Annotated in this window: 28 protein-coding genes and 1 pseudogene; all 29 read right to left on the reverse strand. The window is 45.2% G+C overall.

Annotated elements, in window-relative coordinates:
• Positions 1–110: 110 nt before the first annotated feature.
• Complete coding sequence (locus MKY14_RS16025; protein WP_081392548.1) at positions 111–527, reverse strand: hypothetical protein; 417 nt, start codon at positions 525–527, stop codon at positions 111–113.
• A gap of 32 nt (positions 528–559) precedes the next feature.
• Positions 560–2,299: an ABC transporter ATP-binding protein gene (locus MKY14_RS16030; protein WP_076281918.1), complete on the reverse strand. Its 1,740-nt coding sequence runs from the start codon at positions 2,297–2,299 to the stop codon at positions 560–562.
• The gene (locus MKY14_RS16035; RefSeq protein ID WP_076281989.1) at positions 2,296–4,077 is read right to left on the reverse strand and encodes an ABC transporter ATP-binding protein; all 1,782 of its coding nucleotides are present in this window, start codon (positions 4,075–4,077) and stop codon (positions 2,296–2,298) included. The genes MKY14_RS16030 and MKY14_RS16035 overlap by 4 nt, the downstream gene beginning before the upstream one ends.
• Before the next feature lie 171 nt (positions 4,078–4,248).
• Complete coding sequence (locus tag MKY14_RS16040; protein WP_076281919.1) at positions 4,249–5,274, reverse strand: helix-turn-helix transcriptional regulator; 1,026 nt, start codon at positions 5,272–5,274, stop codon at positions 4,249–4,251.
• A gap of 194 nt (positions 5,275–5,468) precedes the next feature.
• The gene (locus tag MKY14_RS16045) at positions 5,469–6,230 is read right to left on the reverse strand and encodes a SagB/ThcOx family dehydrogenase (RefSeq protein ID WP_076281920.1); all 762 of its coding nucleotides are present in this window, start codon (positions 6,228–6,230) and stop codon (positions 5,469–5,471) included.
• 166 nt (positions 6,231–6,396) lie between these two features.
• Positions 6,397–6,621: a helix-turn-helix domain-containing protein gene (locus tag MKY14_RS16050; protein ID WP_019908812.1), complete on the reverse strand. Its 225-nt coding sequence runs from the start codon at positions 6,619–6,621 to the stop codon at positions 6,397–6,399.
• A gap of 185 nt (positions 6,622–6,806) precedes the next feature.
• On the reverse strand, positions 6,807–8,168 hold the full coding sequence (locus MKY14_RS16055) for a hypothetical protein (RefSeq protein WP_340976832.1): 1,362 nt from the start codon (positions 8,166–8,168) through the stop codon (positions 6,807–6,809).
• Positions 8,169–8,307: 139 nt separating this feature from the next.
• Positions 8,308–8,511 (reverse strand): helix-turn-helix domain-containing protein, encoded by a 204-nt coding sequence (locus MKY14_RS16060; RefSeq protein WP_340976833.1) that lies wholly within the window; start codon positions 8,509–8,511, stop codon positions 8,308–8,310.
• 40 nt (positions 8,512–8,551) lie between these two features.
• Entirely contained in the window at positions 8,552–9,037 is a 486-nt protein-coding gene (locus MKY14_RS16065; protein ID WP_340976835.1) for an ArpU family phage packaging/lysis transcriptional regulator, read from the reverse strand.
• A gap of 57 nt (positions 9,038–9,094) precedes the next feature.
• Entirely contained in the window at positions 9,095–9,781 is a 687-nt protein-coding gene (locus MKY14_RS16070; RefSeq protein WP_340976836.1) for a putative metallopeptidase, read from the reverse strand.
• 68 nt (positions 9,782–9,849) lie between these two features.
• Entirely contained in the window at positions 9,850–10,041 is a 192-nt protein-coding gene (locus tag MKY14_RS16075) for a hypothetical protein (RefSeq protein ID WP_340976837.1), read from the reverse strand.
• A complete protein-coding gene (locus MKY14_RS16080) occupies positions 10,038–10,601 on the reverse strand; it encodes a hypothetical protein (protein ID WP_340976838.1) in 564 nt (187 codons plus the stop codon). The genes MKY14_RS16075 and MKY14_RS16080 overlap by 4 nt, the downstream gene beginning before the upstream one ends.
• Positions 10,598–10,885: a hypothetical protein gene (locus MKY14_RS16085; protein WP_340976839.1), complete on the reverse strand. Its 288-nt coding sequence runs from the start codon at positions 10,883–10,885 to the stop codon at positions 10,598–10,600. Before MKY14_RS16085 ends, MKY14_RS16080 begins: the two co-directional genes overlap by 4 nt.
• A gap of 431 nt (positions 10,886–11,316) precedes the next feature.
• Complete coding sequence (locus tag MKY14_RS16090) at positions 11,317–11,460, reverse strand: hypothetical protein (protein WP_340977062.1); 144 nt, start codon at positions 11,458–11,460, stop codon at positions 11,317–11,319.
• 351 nt (positions 11,461–11,811) lie between these two features.
• Positions 11,812–12,294: pseudogene (locus MKY14_RS16095) on the reverse strand (DNA cytosine methyltransferase); the annotation flags it as partial.
• 390 nt (positions 12,295–12,684) lie between these two features.
• Entirely contained in the window at positions 12,685–13,293 is a 609-nt protein-coding gene (locus MKY14_RS16100; RefSeq protein ID WP_340976840.1) for a hypothetical protein, read from the reverse strand.
• 206 nt (positions 13,294–13,499) lie between these two features.
• Positions 13,500–13,682 carry a hypothetical protein gene (locus tag MKY14_RS16105; protein ID WP_340976842.1) on the reverse strand — a complete coding sequence of 61 codons (183 nt, stop codon included), beginning with the start codon at positions 13,680–13,682 and terminating at the stop codon, positions 13,500–13,502.
• Between the two features lie 236 nt (positions 13,683–13,918).
• The gene (locus MKY14_RS16110) at positions 13,919–15,697 is read right to left on the reverse strand and encodes a DNA cytosine methyltransferase (protein WP_340976844.1); all 1,779 of its coding nucleotides are present in this window, start codon (positions 15,695–15,697) and stop codon (positions 13,919–13,921) included.
• Positions 15,694–15,858 (reverse strand): hypothetical protein, encoded by a 165-nt coding sequence (locus MKY14_RS16115; protein ID WP_179086920.1) that lies wholly within the window; start codon positions 15,856–15,858, stop codon positions 15,694–15,696. Before MKY14_RS16115 ends, MKY14_RS16110 begins: the two co-directional genes overlap by 4 nt.
• An 11-nt stretch (positions 15,859–15,869) precedes the next feature.
• Positions 15,870–16,553, reverse strand: a complete 684-nt coding sequence (locus MKY14_RS16120) for a hypothetical protein (RefSeq protein WP_076218633.1) — start codon at positions 16,551–16,553, stop codon at positions 15,870–15,872.
• 208 nt (positions 16,554–16,761) lie between these two features.
• A complete protein-coding gene (locus MKY14_RS16125; RefSeq protein ID WP_340976845.1) occupies positions 16,762–17,010 on the reverse strand; it encodes a hypothetical protein in 249 nt (82 codons plus the stop codon).
• Positions 16,982–18,334, reverse strand: coding sequence for a replicative DNA helicase (locus MKY14_RS16130; RefSeq protein WP_036687867.1), 1,353 nt, complete (start codon positions 18,332–18,334; stop codon positions 16,982–16,984). The genes MKY14_RS16125 and MKY14_RS16130 overlap by 29 nt, the downstream gene beginning before the upstream one ends.
• Positions 18,324–18,710: a replicative helicase loader/inhibitor gene (locus MKY14_RS16135; protein ID WP_340976847.1), complete on the reverse strand. Its 387-nt coding sequence runs from the start codon at positions 18,708–18,710 to the stop codon at positions 18,324–18,326. The genes MKY14_RS16130 and MKY14_RS16135 overlap by 11 nt, the downstream gene beginning before the upstream one ends.
• Positions 18,643–19,566 carry a replication protein gene (locus MKY14_RS16140; RefSeq protein WP_340976848.1) on the reverse strand — a complete coding sequence of 308 codons (924 nt, stop codon included), beginning with the start codon at positions 19,564–19,566 and terminating at the stop codon, positions 18,643–18,645. Before MKY14_RS16140 ends, MKY14_RS16135 begins: the two co-directional genes overlap by 68 nt.
• An 18-nt stretch (positions 19,567–19,584) precedes the next feature.
• Entirely contained in the window at positions 19,585–20,205 is a 621-nt protein-coding gene (locus MKY14_RS16145) for a hypothetical protein (RefSeq protein ID WP_340976849.1), read from the reverse strand.
• 16 nt (positions 20,206–20,221) lie between these two features.
• Entirely contained in the window at positions 20,222–20,410 is a 189-nt protein-coding gene (locus tag MKY14_RS30850) for a TraR/DksA C4-type zinc finger protein (RefSeq protein WP_445667992.1), read from the reverse strand.
• Positions 20,400–20,729 (reverse strand): hypothetical protein, encoded by a 330-nt coding sequence (locus MKY14_RS16150; protein ID WP_340976850.1) that lies wholly within the window; start codon positions 20,727–20,729, stop codon positions 20,400–20,402. Before MKY14_RS16150 ends, MKY14_RS30850 begins: the two co-directional genes overlap by 11 nt.
• Entirely contained in the window at positions 20,729–21,556 is an 828-nt protein-coding gene (locus MKY14_RS16155; protein WP_340976851.1) for a PD-(D/E)XK nuclease-like domain-containing protein, read from the reverse strand. The genes MKY14_RS16150 and MKY14_RS16155 overlap by 1 nt, the downstream gene beginning before the upstream one ends.
• The gene (locus MKY14_RS16160) at positions 21,522–22,283 is read right to left on the reverse strand and encodes a RecT family recombinase (protein ID WP_036687878.1); all 762 of its coding nucleotides are present in this window, start codon (positions 22,281–22,283) and stop codon (positions 21,522–21,524) included. Before MKY14_RS16160 ends, MKY14_RS16155 begins: the two co-directional genes overlap by 35 nt.
• Position 22,284: the final 1 nt, after the last annotated feature.

Here is a 22,284-nt window from a genome sequence, read left to right on the forward strand (position 1 = left end):
TTGGTTGTGAGGGGTTGGCGGATTCTTATCTTTCTAGATAAAAAAAGCCTTCCCCACCCAAAAGGGTGAAGAAAGCTTAAATGTGTATCCCCAAAATATGGGCAGCTATATTAGGTTTTCGTACCCGAGGATGTCTTAGTCAATTGCTCCTCCAGCCACCTTATGGCCTCAGCCTCTCCAGAGAAGGCGCCTCCGGGGCAGCCGTAGGTTCTTTTAGTGGACAACGCTGTAACTGGCTTGTAGACAGCAAGCAACTTTGCATTCTGCATTACGACCGCGATGCCTGAACAATATTGGGCGATTTCCCGCTTGTTCATCTTGCACCAGTTCATATACAGCTGTGTGACCGCACGCTCTGGACGTGTGTTTTTCTCAGCAGAATGCACCATCAGCAGGCCGAAGGCAGATCGGCGCGCGAGCAGTTCTTCCCAATAAGCGATATATTCTTCTACTGTCTCCTGATCAAACGCCTCCCCCAAACTAAGGCTTATGATCGGCCAAGCGGATTCATCCTTTGTTATAGCCATACGTTTCCCTCCTAAAATGTGCCGAGCATTGCCTAAGATGTGATGCGGAATCCAACGGATTGCTGTTGCAGCTTCCAGAGCCGGTCGTACAGTCCGCCGCACAACAGTAAGGCTTCATGTCGTCCCTGCTCGACCAGCCGACCGTCTTCCAGTACGATAATGTTGTCCGCACCGCGTATGGTTTTCAACCGGTGGGCGATAACAATGACGGTTCTGCCCGTAATCAACGCATCAATTCCTTTCTGGATTTCGGCCTCATTCTGCGGGTCAAGCGATGCAGTAGCTTCATCCAACAGCACAATTGGAGCGTTCTTGAGAATCGCACGGGCAATGGAAATTCGCTGCTTCTCCCCTCCGGACAGCGTACTGCCGCCTTCGCCTACCGGCGTGTCATAACCAAGCGGTAATTTCATGATGAAATCATGGCAGTGAGCCATTTGCGCTGCCTGCTGAATATCCCGCTGCGACGCCCCCGGCCGCCCAAAAGCAATGTTGTTCCCGATGGTATCTTGGAATAGGTACACATCCTGAAACACCACCGATACAGATCCTAGCAGATGTTCTGGATCAATATCCTTGATGTTGCGCCCACCTAGCAGAACGCTCCCTTCTTCAGGATCATAGAAACGTGAGATCAGGCGCAGCACTGTACTCTTGCCGCTGCCTGACGGGCCCACAATTGCAGTCAGTGAACCTTGCGGCATTTCCAGACTTAAATTTTTGAGAACAGGCTCTCCTCCATAGCTAAAGGTTACATTGTCAAACCGAATGGTGCTGCTTTTAGGAAGAGGACTCGTATTACCTGTCATTACCGGCTGGCGTAGCAGGTCTACTATACGTTCACCCGCTTGTTCGTTGTAGCGGAATTCGGCATAATTGGCTAGCGCCGTGGTCAATGGATCATAGATACGTGTGCCGACAATAAGGAATACTGCCAACTGCAAAATACCGAGCTCCCCCCCTAATAATAGATGAACACCTACGTATACCATTAAGGTCAGTCCCGCACGAAGAAGAGCCATAGCGGTTAGAATAACCGGACCGAACATCCCTTCCAGCTTCACACTTTCCTTCATCAAAGTTTTAAAAGAGTTATCCAGACGGACAAATCGTTCTCCCGTCAGGTTATAGGCCTTCATTACCCGTATACCGTTCAAGTATTCTTGCAAGCGGTTCGCAGCGTTCAGCTTGGCCTTCATATGATCCGCTCCGAGTCTCCGCCGCAGCTTGCCCGATATATACATGATCAGAAGAGCAACCGGCAGCGCTACGAACATGGAAATCGCCATCCGCCAGTCCAAAAACAGTAAACCAGCAAGTGCAAATATCGGCAGGACAAAAGCCCCCGCAAGCTGTGGCAGCAGATGTGATATGCCCGTCTCAACGAGCGTGAAATCGCCCATCATCATATTGGCTAAATCACCTGGGTCCCGGCGAGTCAGGTAACCCAGCGGAAGCTTCCGCAGATGTTCTGCTAATTCCGCACGTCCCTGTGCAGCAACATTGTATGCCCCGCGGTAAGCGGTGCGATAGGCGGGAATCTCACTCAGGAACATCAGCACCATGACGGCGACAAGCCCTGCGCAGATCCACCAAAGGCGTTCTGTCTGAAGTTCTGCGCCTACAGTAATATAAGGAGCAAAAATCAACCGCACCGCCTCAATTACAAGCGCGAACGGAAGCACACTAACTAGATTAGCCAACAAGGAAAAAAGCACAGGCTTCAGCAACTGCTGCGGTTTACCGGCAGTAATATTATGCAATACCTTCATAGCTGATCCCCTCCTTTTTCCATATGCCAATCTCCGGCGTCAGTGTAGGCATGCCACATTTTTGCGTAAAGCCCGTCCGCCTCAATCAAACCTGCGTGCTCTCCACGTTCCACGATTTCTCCATCCCGCAGCACCAGAATTTGTGCAGCTTCACGTATAGAGGAGAGTCGGTGAGCAATGACAATAACCGTCTTGCCGCGCATAAGCTCCGTAAGTGCTAACTGCATATGAAACTCATTTTCCGGGTCGGCAAAAGCGGTCGCTTCGTCGAGCACGAGCACTGGTGCATTTTTGAGAATAGCCCGAGCTACCGCAATGCGCTGCTCCTCACCACCCGAGAGATAGACACCGCCCTCACCAATTAACGTATCGTATCCCTGCGGGAGCCGAGTAATGAACTCGTCGCATTGTGCCGCTCTGGCTGCAGCCTGGACTTCCTCCAAAGTCGCTCCCGGTTTGCCGACAGCAATATTCTCATACAAAGTGTCATAGAACAGGAAGGTTTCCTGAAATACAAAAGCAACTGTATTCATTAATTCATGGATCGCCATATGGCGAATATCGACTCCACCGATACGGATCGCACCCACTTGCGGGTCCCAGAACCGCGGCACCAAGCTGGCCACCGTCGATTTTCCCGAACCTGACGGGCCTACCAGTGCTGTAACCTTCCCTTGTTCTGCACGGAATGAGACTTCGCTAAGCGCCGCTGCAGTCCCTGCATCTTCACTGTAGGAGAAAGTTACATCCACAAATTCAACATCAAAAGTATGCGGGGATAGCGGTTCTGCTATTTCCGGTACAGGCTGCTGTGCTAAGAGACGGTCCATCCGCTCCACGCCTTCGCCAATATCCCGAGTGCTTGAAGCCAGCAGAAGTAGCTTGTAGAGCGGAGATGAAACGCCGGGTGCCATAATCAGAAAGAACAACAGCACAAGCGCAAAGGACATGGAATCCGGCCGACCGCTTAGCATGAAGACGCCCACCGGCAAAATAAAGGCAAATGGTGATGCCAGCAATGTTTTGAATAAGATATAACCTGTTTGATAACGGTCCGTATACTCCAGACAATAATCGCGGTAGCTGGTCATATCACTGTAGAACTTTCTGAAAGAATGCACTGTCTGCCCGAACACCTTAACCGCGGGCATCCCCCGTACATACTGCACCGCCGAAGTATTGATCTGCTCCAACGAATCATGATACTGCTTCACACTGGCCTTGCCTCTGCTGCTCATCATAAGCGCTGACTGCACACCTAATCCTATAATTATCGGCAGCAGGCAAGCTACCGCTAACGGCGGACTAAGCCAAAACATCGCCACGATCATCAGCACCGTAGAAGCCAGCACGCTGACTAAATCGGGAAGCTGATGCGCTACGAAATTTTCCACCTTGTCGACATTCTGCTCTAGCGTCTTCTTGACCACGCCTGTTGAAGTCCCGTTCAGGAATCCGAGCGGCAATCTGCCCAAATGCTCGGTCATTCGCACACGCAAATTATATTGAATTCGAAAAGCCGCAATATGCGAGCACATAATTCCACAATACGAAGTCACCAGCCCTCCGATTAACCCTCCAAGTGCAATCCACCCCCAGCGGATCATATACGCACCGTCGACCTGTCCAGGCGATGAAGCATGGCGCAGCAGCTCTGCCAAAATGAAATAAACAGACAAAAACGGAATCAGCATTAATACAGCGCTGACAGATGACAATATTCCGGACAAGAGCAGCAAACCTCGCTTCTCTCCGGCGATCTCCAGCAGCCTTGGCATGCCGGTTTTGGTTTTACTCACAGCCGTTCCCCCACTCTTGGTAATTACGCGCAAAAAAAGTGCACTGAGAATGATTCTCTGTGCACTAGTGTATAGGAACGTTGTTCACGATTGCTACCGTTTAAGGGATTATAATTAACCAAATCAGGAGCATCTGTGCAGGATACGGACTTACAACTTAATACCGAAGAGACGCTGCCTGCCGCTGATCAGATATTCTCCTGGACGCACACCGAACTTTTTGCGGAAGGCTGCCGAGAAATGACTCACATTACCGTATCCAACTCTGGAGGCTGCTTCACTTACAGTCATACTCCCTTGTTCCAGCAGCTGCTGCGCTCTCTGCATCCGTTGTTCGATAACGTAGGCATGCACGGTATAACCAAACATTTCCTTAAAGCCCTTTTTCAGCTTGAACTCATTGAGGCATATAATGCGAGAAAGGCCTGCAAGCGTCGGCGGGTGCAAATAATCACGCTGTAAAATCTCCTTAGCGAGCCGCAGGCTCTCCATATCCTCTCTGGACAGCTTGACCGAGCGTGGAATCCGGTCTGCTTCATATAAAGATTCATTGAGATAGACCGCCATAAGCTCCAGCATTTTGCCCTCCAGATAAAGTTCACGCATGCCATGGCTATAGGAACAATCCGCAATCTGCGATAGAATGAAGCGGATGGATGGTGTGATGTTATTTTTTCCAAAAAACAAACCCGCACCAGCTCCGATGCGAAGCCGTGTATCCTCAGTCAGACCACTGGTCATCCGCTCAAATTGTGCAGGGCTCATATCTATGCTGATGAATCGGTACCCCGCTCCACTCAGGTATGTGCAGTTTTCACTTCTTACTCCGCCATGAAACAGCGCAATTTCTCCTGTATCTATAACAAAATAGTCCGATTTCAGCGAGGTCCCCCACTCAATGCCATGCCCCATGCAGAATGCCAGCTCTGTACGCGGAGTGCTAAAATTGCCCTTCGCTTCGATATCCCGATTAAAACAGAGATTAAAATCTGTCATCTGGATATACCCATGGCTAAGCAGGCTACGGCAACTGCCTTCCCCTATTTCGACTGGAGGTTTAATCTCAAAATGAGCCCCATCAAAACGATAATTATAATCCACCCCTTCACATGTAAGCGTCTTATGGGCATCAATCGTTTCTGCTTCTTTCAGTCCATTGCTTCGCTCCATGCTCATCCCTGCTTCCTCTTACTTTGGGTTAATTATATATGCAATGAGAATGATTATCAATTAAACATTACGATTTCCTCTTCGTTCAGACTGAGCAGTTGGGCAAATACACTGGATTATAATCAAAAAAACCTTTCCCACCCCGAAGGGTGAAAAAGGCTTATATGTCTCACTTCCGAAGCCGTATCTAGCCTTCATAGCTACTCTCGTTTCTTCCCAACTGCCCCAAGATAGATAACAAACTCTTCATCGCCGTCTAATTCTAAAATCTCATCTATCAACTTTTGATCATAGATTCCAATTGCGCAAGCACCTGCACCGATGGATTCGCTGGCTAAATAAAGGTTCTGGCAGACATGTCCAACATCGATGAGGATTTTTTTGTGAGCAGAAATATCATACTTCCATTCGGAGCGGTAGGGTGTGGTACTCCAGGCAAACAATACAGAAGCCTTTTTGGCAAAGTTAGGGACAAAGGGCTGATCCAAAGTAATAGCATCAATCTTTTGTTCAAGTTGATCTAATTCAAACATAAATAAGAGCTTATGTTCCACAGGCAGGTATCTGTAGATCCCTTGTCCAATGCCCTCTACACGCATAATCATTAAATAGGTTTCAAAGGTGTGCGTCGCCCCACTGCAGGGTACAGTCCGCAGCGTAAGTCCGTTCTTATTCATACCGCTAATCCCTTGGGTAGCCCATAATAAATAGGATAACTCCTCCAGACTAACAGTATCCTCAGAATAGAACCGTGTACTTCTTCTTTGATCTATACAATCAAAAATATTTTCTTTACTCACAACGTCTTTGCTGACCTTGGGCAAATCAATAATTAGTGCATCTGAATCAAATAGCTTAACAATTGGCGGTTGTGCAATTCCCTTGATCTTATCTGTTTTGATATGTTTGAATTCATGAAAATTGGATTTCAGAAAATTTCTTTGTTGTTCATATCTGGTCATAACAGATCCTCCTGAACTACCTTAATAGCTCTAATTTACCATGTCATAAAAATCATACGGTGATCTAACTCACTCTTCAGTTGTTTTGGTGAGTAAACAAAAAACCTCCCTTTGCCCCGAAGGGCAAAAGAAGGCTTAAACGCGTCACTTCCGAAGACATGGCCAGCTATATTTTCAGCTCCCCAAGCTTGATCAGCTCGACAACCGCTTGTGAACGGCCTTTAACGTTTAGTTTTTGCATTACATTGGAAATGTGGTTTCGAACTGTTTTTTCGCTGATAAATAATAAGCCAGCGATATCACGAGTCGTTTTGTCCTGCACGAGAAGCTCAAAAACTTCGCGCTCACGATGAGTCAACAGAAATTTGCTGTGGTGTTCGTTCCCCTTCAATGGTGTGAACACCGTGTATTTGCGCGTATTTCATGTTCCCTTACCATCCCCTATTATTACCTTGGATTAGCGTCAACAAAGGGGTTGTCCTTATTCTAATCTTTCTTAGTTTTTCGATATCCCTTTAAATATTCTAAAGTTTAACACCAAAAATAGCACCAATTTAGAAGTTGGAAAAATCTCATCTATAATGCAGTGTGATCCAGAAATTCAAACCAATTGTTATAGGAATTGTAAGTCCCATTAGTAGAAAATAGATCTTCGATTACACTTTCTTTAATTTCAGGTTTTTTGCGAATATCTATAAATGCGCCTAAAAGTTGCAAAGTGTTTAATAAAACATGCTCTCTTTTTTCTGAGTAGCTCAACATTTGATGTGGAAAGGTCTCCTCCACTCTTTCAGTGAGAGGTAAATTGCAAAAAGAATTTACAATAAGCATACCTTTCGGACTAACGCCATACTTTTCTATGTATCCACTAACCCACTTCTCTAACTGGGCCGCATGCTTCTCAGCTGCGCTTTTGGTCACACCTTTTACTTCTACTACTGCTACTTTATCCATATATTTTAAAATCAAATCATCTCGACCAGGTAGCCCCTCGGTAGCTTCAAAACCAAGTTCTATGAATATTTTCTTTATTATTTGCTCTAAAGGAGTACCTGTCCCTGTAAATAATATTTTATATTCCTCAATATCTTTAATTGCTTGACGCTGATCTATAATCCTAGACTCCAACAATTCTATTTGTTTCTGTAACTCCATAAGTTTCCCCTTCTCTTCGTGCTCATCGGGGAGTAGGTAGTTATTACTCCATTCAGGTAAAATCTCGCTTTCCACTTTACTTTTTAACGCGCTATCTAGCTTCACAATCGATTCAATGAAAACCTCTTCAGCTTGCATCCTTTCATCATCTGAAACCTCCACTTCTGCATCGAGTACATTCGGAATAAAAACAATCTTCCCATTCAAGCTATCAAAACAGGTTCCTACAACTTTTTCAGTACCTTTTATAAATAAATAAGGAGACCCCATAGATTTACTAAAATAGGAGTTATACCTCATCGTTTTTTTATTAGACTCGATAAAGTCTTTGAATGGCCCTCCCCCCCTAAATTCAAAATTTTTCCCTTCAGCCTCAACTGTATCTATTCCCTCTATAGGCATGGATTTTACTAAATTAAACGGGTAAACTTTTCTTGTTGTTTGTCTATTTTTCCCTGTTCCTGAATACTCTCTCTGTCCAGAATCAAGGTAACAAGTCTCCGGTTTTGGAGAAACTATAAAAATATTTTTCCCCATTTCTAATAGTGTATTAATTTCTAATAGTCGTCTCTCAATATCCTTTAAGATTCTAACAGAATCATGATCATCAATTGACCTGCACCCTTTATATTTCGAATGCTCCGTATAACTCCCAAACAAATGGTTAGGATTCCATACTATAATTTCGTAATCCAAAAAAGATTGACTATCTTCAAATCCAAGTTCCTCAATTTCATCCCACACATATTCAAAATACATATTCACAGAACAGATCTTTGTCATATATTTCTCCCCTACTTGGATATGAATTTTTAAAATTGTATATCACCCCTAAATAATACCATATTTCACAGAAACCTAAGTGAATATTGATACTAGATACTACTTTTTGAAATGTACTTTGCAAAAAAAAAGCAGGCTGTTAGCCTTGCTTTTCTTTACTTTCTCCCAGAAACCATTTCACGAATGGCTCACGAGGAATTTTAATTGATCTACCCACTTTAACCACATGGAACTGTCCGGAGTTACACAAATCATAAGCTTGATTTCTGCCAATTGTTAAAAACTTCTGTATATCTTCTACCTTGAGAACTGGAGGCAGATCATCTATATTCAGCGTGCTCATATCATCACCTCAATTTATCATACTGTCATAAATGGTTGTCTTATGACTTCTTATTCCCTTCAATATTTCTTGATCCCTTCACTTCCTTAACTACTTGTATATTAAGGTTTAGTGCGATCTTATAGAACGCCTTCCACTTTAATCTGTAATAGGTCGTCTCTCCGATTGGAGGATCAAAAACATGATTGAATACCACATAATCAAAATCACAATCTGTATTAAGGTACCTCTCTGTAATCAATAAACGTTCTCTTCTAGGAAGCTTACTGACCGCCCTCTCAATTCTTTCACAATAAGCTTTGCGAGCTGCCGGTTCATCAACATTATAAATTGCGATGTTAGATGTCTGGTCACTAGTTGTTCCTGTGAAGCCTTTTGGAGCATCTGACCAGGAAGCTATTGTTTGTGCTTCTCGTTCTTCAATCAAAGTAGATTTGAATATTCGGTACTTCTCCAATGCCGCCTCTACTGCAGCCTGCGTCCTCTTTCTATCCAATTCCGGTAGTTCAAACGTAATCTGTGTCACTCAATCACCTCTATCTGTAAAGAGAGTTCCCCGACCGAAGCCGGGGCGTGTACCAGCTTAGAACGGCAGATCGTCGTCACTCTCAGGGATTTTAGGACCATCACCTACACCATTTTCAGTAGTAGCTTCTGCTTCAGCGAGCTGTTCAATCGTGAGTTGATTCTTGTCCTCAACCTCCACTGTCCCATCTAGGTTATGAGTAACCTTGACGCCGTTTCCTGGTTGTTTTGGTTGATCCCCGCCCTGTTGTTTAGCGATCACATCTTCAATGGTTAGCTGGTCCATATTCACTTCTTTAATTGCGAGTCCAAGGCGTTTTACGTCCTCAGTCGTTGGACCGTGGCGCTTGATGACCTCAACAAATGCCTCAATATCAGGCGGAACTGTCTTAAGCAATGGGCGCCCGTCAGCTGCTTCCAAAGTGTTGCCGTCCTTGTCCGACTTGAGATCAAGCATAAAGAGCGCATGATCTAATACGTACCTTTGTTGTGGTTCGCTCATCTTGTTCCACATCTCGGCGTTGAGGTACAGGATAGCGTCTTTTTCCCATGTGCTACGCAGATCATCACCCAGCACCTTAAACTTGCCGAACACTGTCTTACCTTTGGACTTCCAGCCGCCGTGCTTCATGAGGATCAGTACCTCTGTGTCACCAAAATAATGGTGGTGCTTCTGGATCATATCTGCCAACATTTCATATGTTTCCTCGATTGCTTCTGTGTGAAACTTTTCTGCTTTAGCCATTTATAATTGCTCCTCTCAAATTTGGGTGTTATAAGTTCAGTACAGCCTACCCTGCGAATTCCATTTGCCTACACTTGGACATTCAAGTTCTCCATTTGCTCTATTGCTATTCCTAATCTCTCCAACTTCTCAAAGTTATTTTTCGCTTCATCGATTTGCTTGTCTCTAACTTGGTCAGCTATCAACAAACGCAAATCATTATAGTTGTCCTTTAAATCTTCCAATGTCTCTATCACATCTTTCAATTTCACAAGCTTCATGAGCTACCCTCCTTGGGTGCTACGTCTGGTAGCAAATGCTTGAGTTGCTCTTCGTCATACAGCAGAGTCCCCTCACCATTACATATTTCACAAGGTTCAATGGTTGGTCCTTGGTTATCGTGATAGCACACGAACGTTTTCTCTCCATCACAGTTGAAGCAAGCATGCCGCGTCTTTGTTGGTGTGGGTGCTGGGGTATCTAGGTAAAGGGTGGATAACATCTGTGACGCATATTCCCTGGTCTTTTCGTCATCTGATTCAAACGCGATGATATGCATGATATCTATTAATTTTTGTTCCCGTGCCTCTGCTGCGTCTGCGCGGTCTTCTGTTGCTGTCAGTTCATCATTGAGACCTCCCAATAAGCTACGAAGTCTTAGTATTTCTCTACCACGTCCCGACATGATCTCTTGGAGTTCTTTGGCTTCTTGGAGCCAGTATTGAAGTACCACAGCAACTGGTTCCCCTCTTAAAGTCTGTTCATTATGGTGGACTAGGTGCTTATTCTTCAGATAGCCTTGTACATCATCCATATCCTTTTGCCAGTCCCTTTGTGTCATTGGGCTTCCTCCCTTGCTGCTTCAAATCCACCACAAGACGTTAAGTCATCTTCTAAATAATCTGTCTTAGGAGGATCTCCTTCCCATACTGGAAAATAAGGTCTCGTTGTACAGCAACGCTTACCATCATTCGTGTAAAAGAACCTGCAATCCTCGCACTTATCGACATGAGCGTCAGGACCTTCATTGTAGATTTCAGCGCAAGCTTGGCTGTCAGGAAATACAAACATGCAAGAGCTGCCGCTTACCGAACATGTAGAACCGTTAAATGCTGAACATGCCACGTTATATCCTCCTTGTGGGAGAGGAGGGCTACTAACCCTCTCTGTCCATGTATCTTCGTACTGTACAGCGTGTGGACATCAACCTAAGTTGGCATGATATAATATATTAGGTTGATAATTACTATTTTTTTTGAAAATGGGGTTAAAATATGAATACCGAAAAAAGGGAATCTCAAAATATTAATAAATGGATTTCTATTATTTGTCTTGTATTAATTCCTCTCGCTGCTAGCATCGGAATTGTATTCGATATTAATCGAGATCCAATACAACTTCTTATTATGACTTTAGGTTTTTTAAGCATCTCTTGGATTAATTGGTCAAAGTATAAAGAGAAATCTAAGTTGTAAATACTTTTGCTTCACAGTTGTTGGGAGAGGAGGGCTACTCCTACTCCCTTAATGATCCGAATGATCTCTTACGGCTCGCGCCTATTCGGTCGTTACGGTGGCCTGTCGGCTTAGTGCATCATCTATCGCTTTTATAGCAGCCATGATCGGGTAGATCTGGCGTGGATTTACAGCGTTACCCAGTGCCTTCAACCTTCCGACTCTGTCTTTTACACCGGTTGCCACTCTTCTCGGCTCCCAGTCATATTGTTGTGCTCCTAATCCAGCAGGCCATCTGTGTTTGTCCAATCTTGAGGAAATCCCATCAAGGACTCTACCCAATTCGGGTTGAGTTGACCTTCTTGATTTATTCTCACCGCATCCCCAAGGGTGTTCGTTTCGGGATTTCGCCCCGTCTTTGCTAATGCTTCTGGTGTCCTGGCACCCTTCCATTCCCGCGTTGTAGGTGTCGGCCACATTTTCACTGTTGTTGCCAGATCGACACTGTGACTGCTTCCGTTCTTGCATACCCTTCTTCCTGTATCCGTCAATTTCAAGTTCTCCCTTGCCGTTGTCTCCGAGGCTGTCGGTGTAGGCCAAAATAAAGACTCTGTCTCTTCGGTGTGGGGCGCCGACGGCACTAGACGGAATAACAAACGATTGGCAGGTGTACCCGATGTCTCCCAAGTCAAAAAGCACAGTGTCGAGCCCCAATGTGACGTGCCCAGCAACATTTTCGCCAACAAACCAACGGGGTCTGATCTCTTCCAGTAGGCGCTTAACCTCTGGCCAGAGGTGGCGGTCATCATTTTTGCCTTCTCGCTTCCCGGCATTACTAAAAGGCTGGCAAGGGTATCTGGCGGAAATAAGTCCAATTGCTCTAGTGTCGATTCCATCTGCTTCTAACCTCGCTTTCGTTAACGTGCATACATCGTCGTATATAGGAACATCCGGCCAGCGCTTCTTTAATACTTTCTGCGGGAATGGTTCACGTTCGCAAAATGCTATCGTCTGCATGCCGGCCCACTCAGCTGCTAAATCAATTCCTGCAATTCCACTGAACAGGCTTAAGGTATTCATGTCTCCCCCTGTAGCGTGATATATGCCTCCTCTGCCCTCTCTCGGGGGCTGGCGGTGAGTAGTCCTGCAATCCTTTCAGAGGATGCAGCTACATAACCGCCGTATACAGCATCCATCAAGTTAAGCAGATAGCCCTCATGATCTACCTCTATAGCCTTTGCCTGTACCTCTAGGCTGGCAGCAGGGTCATTGCAGTAGTTAGGAACGTCAGCCCATGCTTCAAGCTCCGTCTTACGTTCTCCGCCGAATACAATTTCCGGATATCCATCAGGAGCTGTTAATTCAAAATAGCATCTCTCTGCAACATCCTTGCATAGTGGTAGACTGTGTACCCCATCAACTCCGCCAGCGCCCGGTTAAGCTGCTGGTCTGTCTTATCCTTTACCTGTGTCATGACTCAACCAACTCCTTACCACATACAGGGCAGAATTTTATCCTTACCCCGTATAACGAATGTGGTACACTTCCACCAATCACGCTATCCTCCAAGTAATTCGCACTATTGATAAACACACTATAATCACTTAATTGACTTTTCATTAAAGGCTTTCTATCAACTAATGGTCTGCCCGTACAATATCCGCATTTTTTTTCTTCGTTTTCATCTTCTGGGTATCCCATTGATTCACTCGCAATATCTACTGCGTTTTTATCTGTGCTGTAAGCAATAATCCCGTTTAACGCTTCTTCGTGCCGGGCTATGGTCTGCTGTGCCTCTACCAACTTGCCTTGCACCATCTGCATTTCAGTTTCGTACTTCCCGTCTTGGAACAACATTTCTTCTCCGGCTAATTGTTTGCAAATTTCGTTTAATCGTTCCCCCTCTTGTTGTGACTCTTCTAGAGCAGCCAGCACATCATCCATGATTATTTCAGGATCTATAGATAGTGGAATTGCCCCAGGACTAGAAGCCTGAAATAACACTCTGTCACCGGTATTCATAATTACTTCTGATCCGTCCAGTAAGTTAACTCTTATCTCACGTTCTTGATCACTCATACTGGTTATGCCTCCCTATGGTATAATTCAGGAAATTACATCGAGGTGATTTAATGAATCGTAAGATACTTATTTGGCTTGGCATTCTGACAGTTGTTCTATTAGTCCTGTTTTTCATTGGAATTAACTATATGTTTTACTACTCAGCAAGTTAGAGGGAGGTTAACCCTCACCATCTAGTTTTTTTATGCATTACCTAGCATGCTTTACCACTCCCTTTTGCACAGTGGAATCCTGTTAAGCTGGTTCTTTTTCTTGATAAATGCTGCTTGCAATGTCTGAAAACTATCTGGAAACGCCTTTCCTGCTTTCACCAGTTCTAGCCTCATTGCGTCCAGTTCAGGCATTGTCGTGCAGTCTTTGATTTTGTTTAGAAGATAATCCATCATTTATCACTCCTATAGGCTATGCCCTAAAATATTTCATTTCTCTCCCAACTAAATCGACAGGTACAGCGATAGTTAACGTGACCATGGAAAATACCCATGGATCTCACGTTATCGAGGAGAAATCAAATGAAAGACAAAATAGCTCAAATTATTAAATGGATCGAAGCACATCCAGTAATCGTGTCACTAGTAGTAGAGACTTTTAAGGCAGCATTGAGGCATTTTAATTAATCAGTTCAGAGGCTAAACTCCATCTGACCAACTGCTGGCTTGTAGCGCTCAAGTGAAAGTGACTTTCCAGCACCCACACACATTTCTGGTAGGTTTGCTTTCACAAGCGCCTCGGCAAATGGTGGAGGTACAGCATTTCCGCACCGAGCAACCTGTGCGCTCTTGGAATAACGCCTGCCATCGGCATCGACATTAATGATGTATTTGGACGGGAATCCCTGAGCAGCGAATAGTTCATGTGGCTCAAGCATTCTCATGCCGATATCTACGATCTGATATTCCACACCATGGATCGTTACTAGCCCAAATCTATCTTTGGTAACTACCGTTTGCAGGGGATCTGATAGATCCTGTCCTACGCTAGAACCGTAATAAGCAATCAGAAAGGCTCTAACTTCTCCGATATGCAACCCTCCAGCGGTCACTGTATGGACTGGCTCATCTGTTGCATGTCCGATATTAGTTCCCCGTAACTTGACCATATGGCTTGTAACGATAGCATTATGATCTACCGTTGTGACTGTAGAAAGCGGTTCGTCTACTGCGTTACCCGGTCCTTTATATCCGCCACCGTAGTGCTTAATCAAGCATGCTGCCGCAAGAGCAAACTTATTTCCAGCTGCTGTAATCGTTCCGATCGGTTTATCAAGATCAAGTGCTCGTGGAGCTTGCCCCTCCCTTTCGGTGTAGCCCATTTGAATTAGCGTAGGACTAAGCAGCATGTGATGACTTCCAGTTGTTATCGTCCTGAGTGGTTCATGTGGTGGACTTCCGGGATGGCCGGTAGTATTGACCCCCAAAATAGGAGTCACAAGCAAGTGTTCTGCTTTGGTAGTGATTGTAGTTAATGGATCTTCCACTTCGTATTGCAGGCGGTCACCACCAAATCCAGTCTGACCAATACGAGCAATATAGGGAGTTACTAGGCCCCAACCATTCTTTGACGTGATGGTCTTAAATGGTTCTTCGATAGAATCGCAATAATGATGATTAGATCCACTATGGTTCACTCGCACTATAAACGGATTAGCATTATTGATTACGAACTTCTGAATACCCCGAGCGATTCGACGTAAAGTGTTATCTGCCAATGGCTTCTTACGTTCAAAGATGGATGGGCAAGGAAGCGACCAATCAATAATCTCAGCAGCCGTTCTCCATGGTGCACGCTTGCCGGCTAACACTTCCTGACTATCCGGGGCTCCGTGCGTGGGCTCCGGCCAGACTATCGGGCGTCCATCGCGACGAGCTATCAGAAACAGTCGTTTACGAATTGTAGGTGCTCCGTAATCACATGCTCTCAGTTCACGCCATTCCACGTTATATCCTTGACGGCGTAGAGCGTTGACGAAGCAATTGAACGTCCGCCCCTTTTGATCAGGATCGGGATAACCGTCTTTCATCAGCGGCCCCCATGTTTTAAACTCTTCAACATTCTCCAACATGATCACCCGAGGACGAACTGTAGCTGCCCATCTTACTGCGATCCAAGCAAGCCCTCTGATGGTCTTTTCCACAGGTTTTCCACCCTTAGCTTTACTGAAGTGCTTGCAGTCAGGTGATAACCAAACCAATCCCACTGGACGTCCTGCTGCAATTTCTCGGGGATCAACGTCCCACACAGATTCACAGTAATGTTCAGTTTCTGGATGATTCGCACGGTGCATGGCTATAGCTGCTGGATCGTGGTTAATCGCTATGTCCACTGATCGTCCAGTTGCAAGCTCAATCCCTGTGGAAGCACCTCCGCCACCTGCGAAGTTATCAACGATGATTTCTCTCATCTTGGATACACCGCCTTGATCTTGTGATTGACCTTGCTCATAGGTCTTTTACGTCTCCGCTGAATCTCAGCAAGAGCACTACTTTTGTAAATTGGTGCAGCTCCGTCATCGTTATAGGCAATCTCATAAAGCTGTCCAAGCGTTGCTTTTTTCCAGTTCACCCCGCACCTCCCTAAAATAAGAACTGTTGTTCCTTCAAATGGGTGTGACTGCCCGCCGCCGCAGGCTTCCCTGGGCGTGTGTTCGTTTTTTTGGGTTTCTTCTTTTTCGTTATTTCGTACTCCTTGTATGCCTCTGGATCAATGATGGACCAGATCACTTCATGTTGGTAAAGAGGGTATGAGTCCATTGGTCTTCCGTTCCGCACCCTATATATCGCCTCACATATCTTTGCGATAATATAGGCATCTACAATGTCATGACTGGGATTCTCGTATCCGAAGTGCTTCAGGGCTGCGACAGCCATTGCTTCCTTTTTGGCTTTGCCTTTGAGCAATACCTTCGATCCCGGTTCTCCTATCCAGCTTTGGACATCCACATATTTTTTCACCGCTAGTGGAGCTATCTCCTCAAAGGTTAACCCCTTCCGGGTAATCATCCCTTCCAGCCCACCGTGTATTTTAGCAGTGGTTATGAGCATTTGAGAGCCGTTCGCTACCCCTTCCTTCAGGATTACATCCTCGGGTTTTAGAACGTTATAAAGCTGGTTCTCAAGCGACATGCGTTGTTCTGGAGATATACCACCTTTGACATCCTTTCCTTTTCCTCGAAAGGTCACTTCAAGAACTGGATTTCCATCTTCATCAAGAGCAACAACGGCTGTTTGAGTGGCGGGGTCAATCCCTACGAATCGCATGCCCCCACTCCTTCCGACTCCAAGGAATCAAGAAACTGATGCTCATATATGTTAATCGTGCAGAATATGCGATTCGCTTTTTATAGTAAAGGTGTGTTTCTTGTTTCACTGCTTCAAAGTGTTCTTGACACAATGGCACTAGCGCCCATGTATGTGTGGCTGCTGAATTGCAATTAGGACATCTGCATTCTTCCATCTTCCATCCCCCCTATTTGAATTCTTGATACGCAACCCCTGTAGCCTTGTATAGCTTGAGGCGTCCCGGGTCCGCTAGCAGCATCTGCCCACGGTTGTACTCAAGGACACGTTGCTCTACAAAGTCATAGATTCGTTGCAGTTTGTTGCGTTCTTCCACTGCCAGCGTTAAAGGATCATCCAACAGTTCCGCCTTCTCTACCATCCATGCAAGCGTATTTTCATAGGCTGCATCATCTTCGATTCTTCCTTTGCTGCTCATGCTCTCTCACCTTCTCAGCGAGCTTGTATTTTTGATCCTTGTCCAAGTTCACAAAACGACTGATACTCGGTACGAAGGCCATATCAAATGTGCCTGTCCCAATCTTTCTGCCCTTTGCAACGATGATCTCAGCGAATCCTTTTTTAGGACTTTCCGGATAGTAATAGTCATCTCGATAGATGAATGTCACAACATCAGCATCTGATTCAATGTCCCCGGAGTCACGTAAGTCTGACATCAACGGCCGCTTATCTGGACGCTGCTCACAACTCCGCCCTACTGCCGATAAGCAGACAACGCAGACCTGTAACTGCCGTGCCATTCGCTTCAGATACTTCGTAATGTATCCAATACGTTCTTTGGTGTTTTCAAAGTTTTTTTCTGTTTGGATGAACTGTAAAAAGTCGATATGGATCACCCAGCGCTTGCCGGGATGTTTCTTTTTCAATGACTTCACTTGTCGGCGAATGTACTCTACAGTCGCTCCTGAACGATCATCGATATACAACAACCGCCCGGCGATAATCTCTAAGGCATCCCCATACCGAAGCCAGTCGTTATCAGACATCTGCCCCGATGCTATGCGGTCTCTTTTTATTCCTCCGATACATGATGCAATCTGTTCAACAATCTCCATTCCACCCATCTCCAATGAGAAGACTGCATCCCCCCACCCAGATGACGTTACTGCGTCCACATCATTTGCCATGTAGAGTGTCTTGCCCATTGAAGGGCGGCCTGCCAGTATCTCCAAATCACCAATTTGATGTCCTTTACTCAATTGTGTGAAATCTTCACTGGCTGCTTTCGCCCCGGTTATACCACCACTGTTGGCACGTTTAGCTATTACTTTTTCATGTCCTTCCAGCAACGTAGCCATATGGACAAGCCCGCCGTCACTGTCTCCTTGCTGCAACTCCTCTAACTGCTCCATCTTGGCTTTAAGCTCAGCGATGTCACCGCCACCGTTTGTTGCAATTTGACGCCCTAACTCTGCCAATTCCTGCTGAATACGATCGGTACGGACTGCCCGCTGGTAATAAGTGAAACTGTCTGTACTAGGGACAGAATCACGTAGAGCCATGAGGCGTGTAAGCCCTCCAATCCGCTGCAGTCTTGCTCCCCATTTGGATACAAGTACAACAGGATCAAATGGGTTAGCTGCTTCGTCCGAATGTTCCTTTGCATATTGCAGAACCTTGAAAAGGAGTCGGTTATCCTCTTCCTCTTCAGTGAAGTCAGCAGGCACAAGAAAACAATCATCCATCAAGGTGTGATCCTTTAGTAGTGAACCTAGTAGCGCTCGTTCAGCATCAAGATTCATCTGTCTTCACCTTCGTTCTGTAAATAGCATCGATCTTTTTCTGAATGAAGTCCGGTGGTGGACCTACCTTTTCTTTCTCATGATACTCTTGAAGTTCCAAGACTCTCTGCTCCTGCTCCAGCCGTTGAGCCTGGTAAATGGTCATCTCTGCTTTGTGTTCAGTGCATGCGAGATAAATATCTGCTGGATCAGGAGCAAACTTAGGTCTCACCCTACAAAGATTCCTTACAGTTGCATAAGCCACTTCATTAGGAATGTCCTGAAGAATGTCCTGCCAGGTGGATATAACTGCATCTATCTCGTTGTCATTAATCACAAAGCTCCGGTATGCCGAGCGGAGATATTTCAGAATTGCTGTCACGCCGACCCGATCCAATGTTCATCAACTCCCTCTGCATAGCGCGGTCTATTACATCGCCTGTATTTTGGTTTTCTGTTACTGCTGGCTTCAGCATTCCTTCCGGATCTACCACCGGATAATCTTTATAGCGTTTCTGGTTTAGAAAGGTTGAAGGATGAGGAATGTATTTCTTATCTGTTTGAACCAGTTTACAGGTCTCAGCAAAATTGGCTGTATTGTGAATAGCAGTATCCGGATCAAAGTCCTCTATCTTGCACAACTTTTCCCATGCCTTTTTTGCAGCTTCTTTCGATATCTTTCTAGGGTAGTTATTATAGAAATCATCAAACATCGCTATATTTTCTTTAATACTTTTCTTTAAGATCTTTATTTCTTTTAATGGGGGTCGGATCTGATACCTCGAAACCTCTACTTGAGGGGTCAGATCTGATACCTCGGGGGTACTAGATCTGATACCTCGGATTTCATTATTAAGTGATTCTTGAGGGGTCAGATCTGAACCCTCGGCTGACGTAAACAAGTCATTTTCACAATCCATTTCATCACCGCTTTTCTGAATAGTCCATTGTTCATAATGTTTATTGAATGATAGCCGTCTAGGCATTACACTCGTTTCTTTTTGAGTAACAAGAATTACTTTTGATTTAATGAGCAGCCCTACCTCCCTTTTAACAGTGCTGGCAGAGAGGCAAGTGAGCTGTTGCAAGAATGTTAGTGCGAAGTCATGGTCTTTCCGGCGATAACCGTAGGTGTACCGCCAGACGATCATGATAATTCTTAGTTGTGTGGCATTGAACTTTCGTTGAGCCACCTGCTCCAATATTTCATTGGCTACACGGGTATAACCATCTTCAAGTTGCGGCCCGTCCATTACCTCACCTGCTTTACTTTAAAAGGGCAATTTGTCATCCCCGTGCCGCTGAAAGTGATCAAAGATCCATTCAGTCAAACGTTCAGCGTCGTTTCCCTCGTCTGCTACAGGAGGTGTGCCCATCCAGTACTTAATAATTTCAGTTACCTCTGTTCGGATATTCGATGGAACATCCTTCTCCGACTCTCGTTCTTCGGTGTATCCGTTGACTAAAGCTGATAGAAAAATCATTACTCTAATTTTTCCTTGCTCTGTTAGACCACGTTCGGACCAATCGATAAGTTTACTCACTCCATAACGTTCTTTGTCTGCATCACTTGCCGTGAAAAACCTACTCGCTATAGCTGCGTTTGATATCCCTTTAATGATTAATTCATCAAGTTCAGCAGCCACTTCCTTTGGTAGTTGTACTTTCTTGCAGTTACGCCAAGCCTCAAGTTCCCACTCTAGCTGCTGATTACGTTCCTTAAGCGCTCCGATATAATGCGGGGCATAATTCACTGCATACTCACCGTTACGAAGCTTTTCATTTTCTTCTTTAACTCGTTTGATCACCTTGTCCTGTTCTTGGATTGTCCGAGCAGCTTCTGCTAGACACTCAATCATCTTGTATGTTCTTGCTAGTAACTCTGTTGACATTAGCCACACCTCAATTTCATCGTTTTTTGATTCTATATTTCCGATCCTTGCGATCTCTACCGCTTGTCAGCTCACCATAGCAGCGAGGACATACCCGAGTGCGTCCAATGTATACCTCTCGTTCTGGATTAATCTCTTGACCACACACCTTGCAATCTGGACTGAGGACGTGTATCTCCACTTGTACGGCGGGTTCATTGCTCATAGAGCTGATCCCTGAAATCTACCGCCCACTGTTTGCCATCCTTCGTGTAATCAATCCAGTTGTGGCAGGTACCAGTATTCACACTAGGACCGCATAACATCGCCACATCCTTCACCGTCGTTTTACCATCGATCTGCCAGCGCCTGATTAAGTGGGCACACTGTAAGCCCTCGATTCTCCCACAGCGTTCACAGCGTCCACCTGATCGTTCCATAGCGGCGTTGTATACCTCGTTGCTAATTGCTCCACGTTGTTTGGCAGTGGGTTTATTGCGTTTATGCTTAGGTTTCTTCGCTGGATGAAAACCAAAGGTACTCATTAGTACAACTCAAATTCTGAGAATTCTTTTATTCGCATAACCTTTTTATCTAATTTGCAGTAGTCGCATTTTTCACAGCGGACTGGCTGTACCAATCCTGACTTGACCGCCTTGACGCGCTCAATATTATTGGCGACTATATTAAGTGCTCTTGGGATGTTTTCATGAGATAAAAAAGCGATATCGTGATCGGGTACAGTCTCTTTTGTTACCACAACCAAATGAGGAAGCAACCACTCTTTGTTATTAGTAGCTCTTCTTTCAATCTCTGCGTAAACAGCCATTTGGATGTCATATCCATAGTGTTGAATGAAACTCTCAGGAGCTCGCGATTCTTTATTCCAAAATGTTTTATCAATAGATTGCAGTCCCTTGAGGTCTGAAAATGTAGCTTTCTCAGGGTTATAACTGTCAATCATGATTTTCCATTTGATCCCGTGAAAAGAAGCAGTCATGATAACCTCTTTTTCTCCAGCCAGCGCGTTCATGACTTTAGGATCGTTTTCAAGCACTTCAATCAATTTGGTTAAGTGCTTGAAGTTAGCCTTCAACTGCCCTTTTGTTGGTCCTTGGCTGCTATAGATACTTGGATTGTTGGCTTTAAAATCAGGCAGTGTACCTTCGTTCCATGCGTGCAGGAAATGTCCCTCATCAAAGGCTGTCTTCTGTGAGTCCTCCCACTCCCCAGCAAGCTTAGCCATCGATTGAGCTTCACACCCCCCATATGAGGGGAGGAAGCCTTTGAACTGACTGACGGACATGTACTGACGTTGTGCCTCCAGTGAGAAGTAATTATCCCTGGTCAATTTCAGAAGATCTGTCATCATTAACCACCTCACTTTCGTTAGGAGAATCGAACGGACTTCTTTGAATCACACGTGGCTGCTTGTTGAACTCAAATGCGCTTCCGGCCTCGTATAAGAGAGTCTGGTCTGCATCAAAGTCCGTTTCTATCGTCTTGCATAAACGGCGCAGGACCGTTCGTTTATATAACTCCCCTTGGCTCTTTTCCCAGGTGTCACTGCCGAGGTTTTTACCATAATTTTTGCGGATAACTTCTGTCTCCTCTGCTGAAATAGATTCATATACCATTCCTCCATCTTGAAAGAGAGCAACAGCAAAACTACCAATGATTTCGCTGTTGTTAAATGGCAATGGTTCAAAGTAGACTACCGGACGACCTTCAACGATTTGTTCCCGAAACTCGTCGCCCTTTCGCACGTTCTTGGCATAAACGTCAAGCAAGGGACGAACGCTGTATTTTTTGGTAAGTTTCATTTCACCTTTATAGTCAGTCTGAAATTTCAACTCAACGGCTCCGGCTATCAAGTGACACTCCTTAGCCAAGAAGTCCAGACCGAGGACTGCACCCTTGACAAGAGACAATACAATTTCTTCAATGCTGTATTTATGCAGTTCTTTCTCACCTGCCACATAAACCTTACAATTTTCCGAGAATCTCTTCTTGTTGAAGTCGGAAGGAAGCGCATCGTGCTTGGAGTCGAGAATTTTATTCAAGGCTTCCTGGACCTTTGTTTCGATTGCTGCACTCATT

It is taken from the genome of Paenibacillus sp. FSL R5-0887 (genome assembly GCF_038002305.1).
GTDB classification, from domain to species: domain Bacteria; phylum Bacillota; class Bacilli; order Paenibacillales; family Paenibacillaceae; genus Paenibacillus_AQ; species Paenibacillus_AQ odorifer.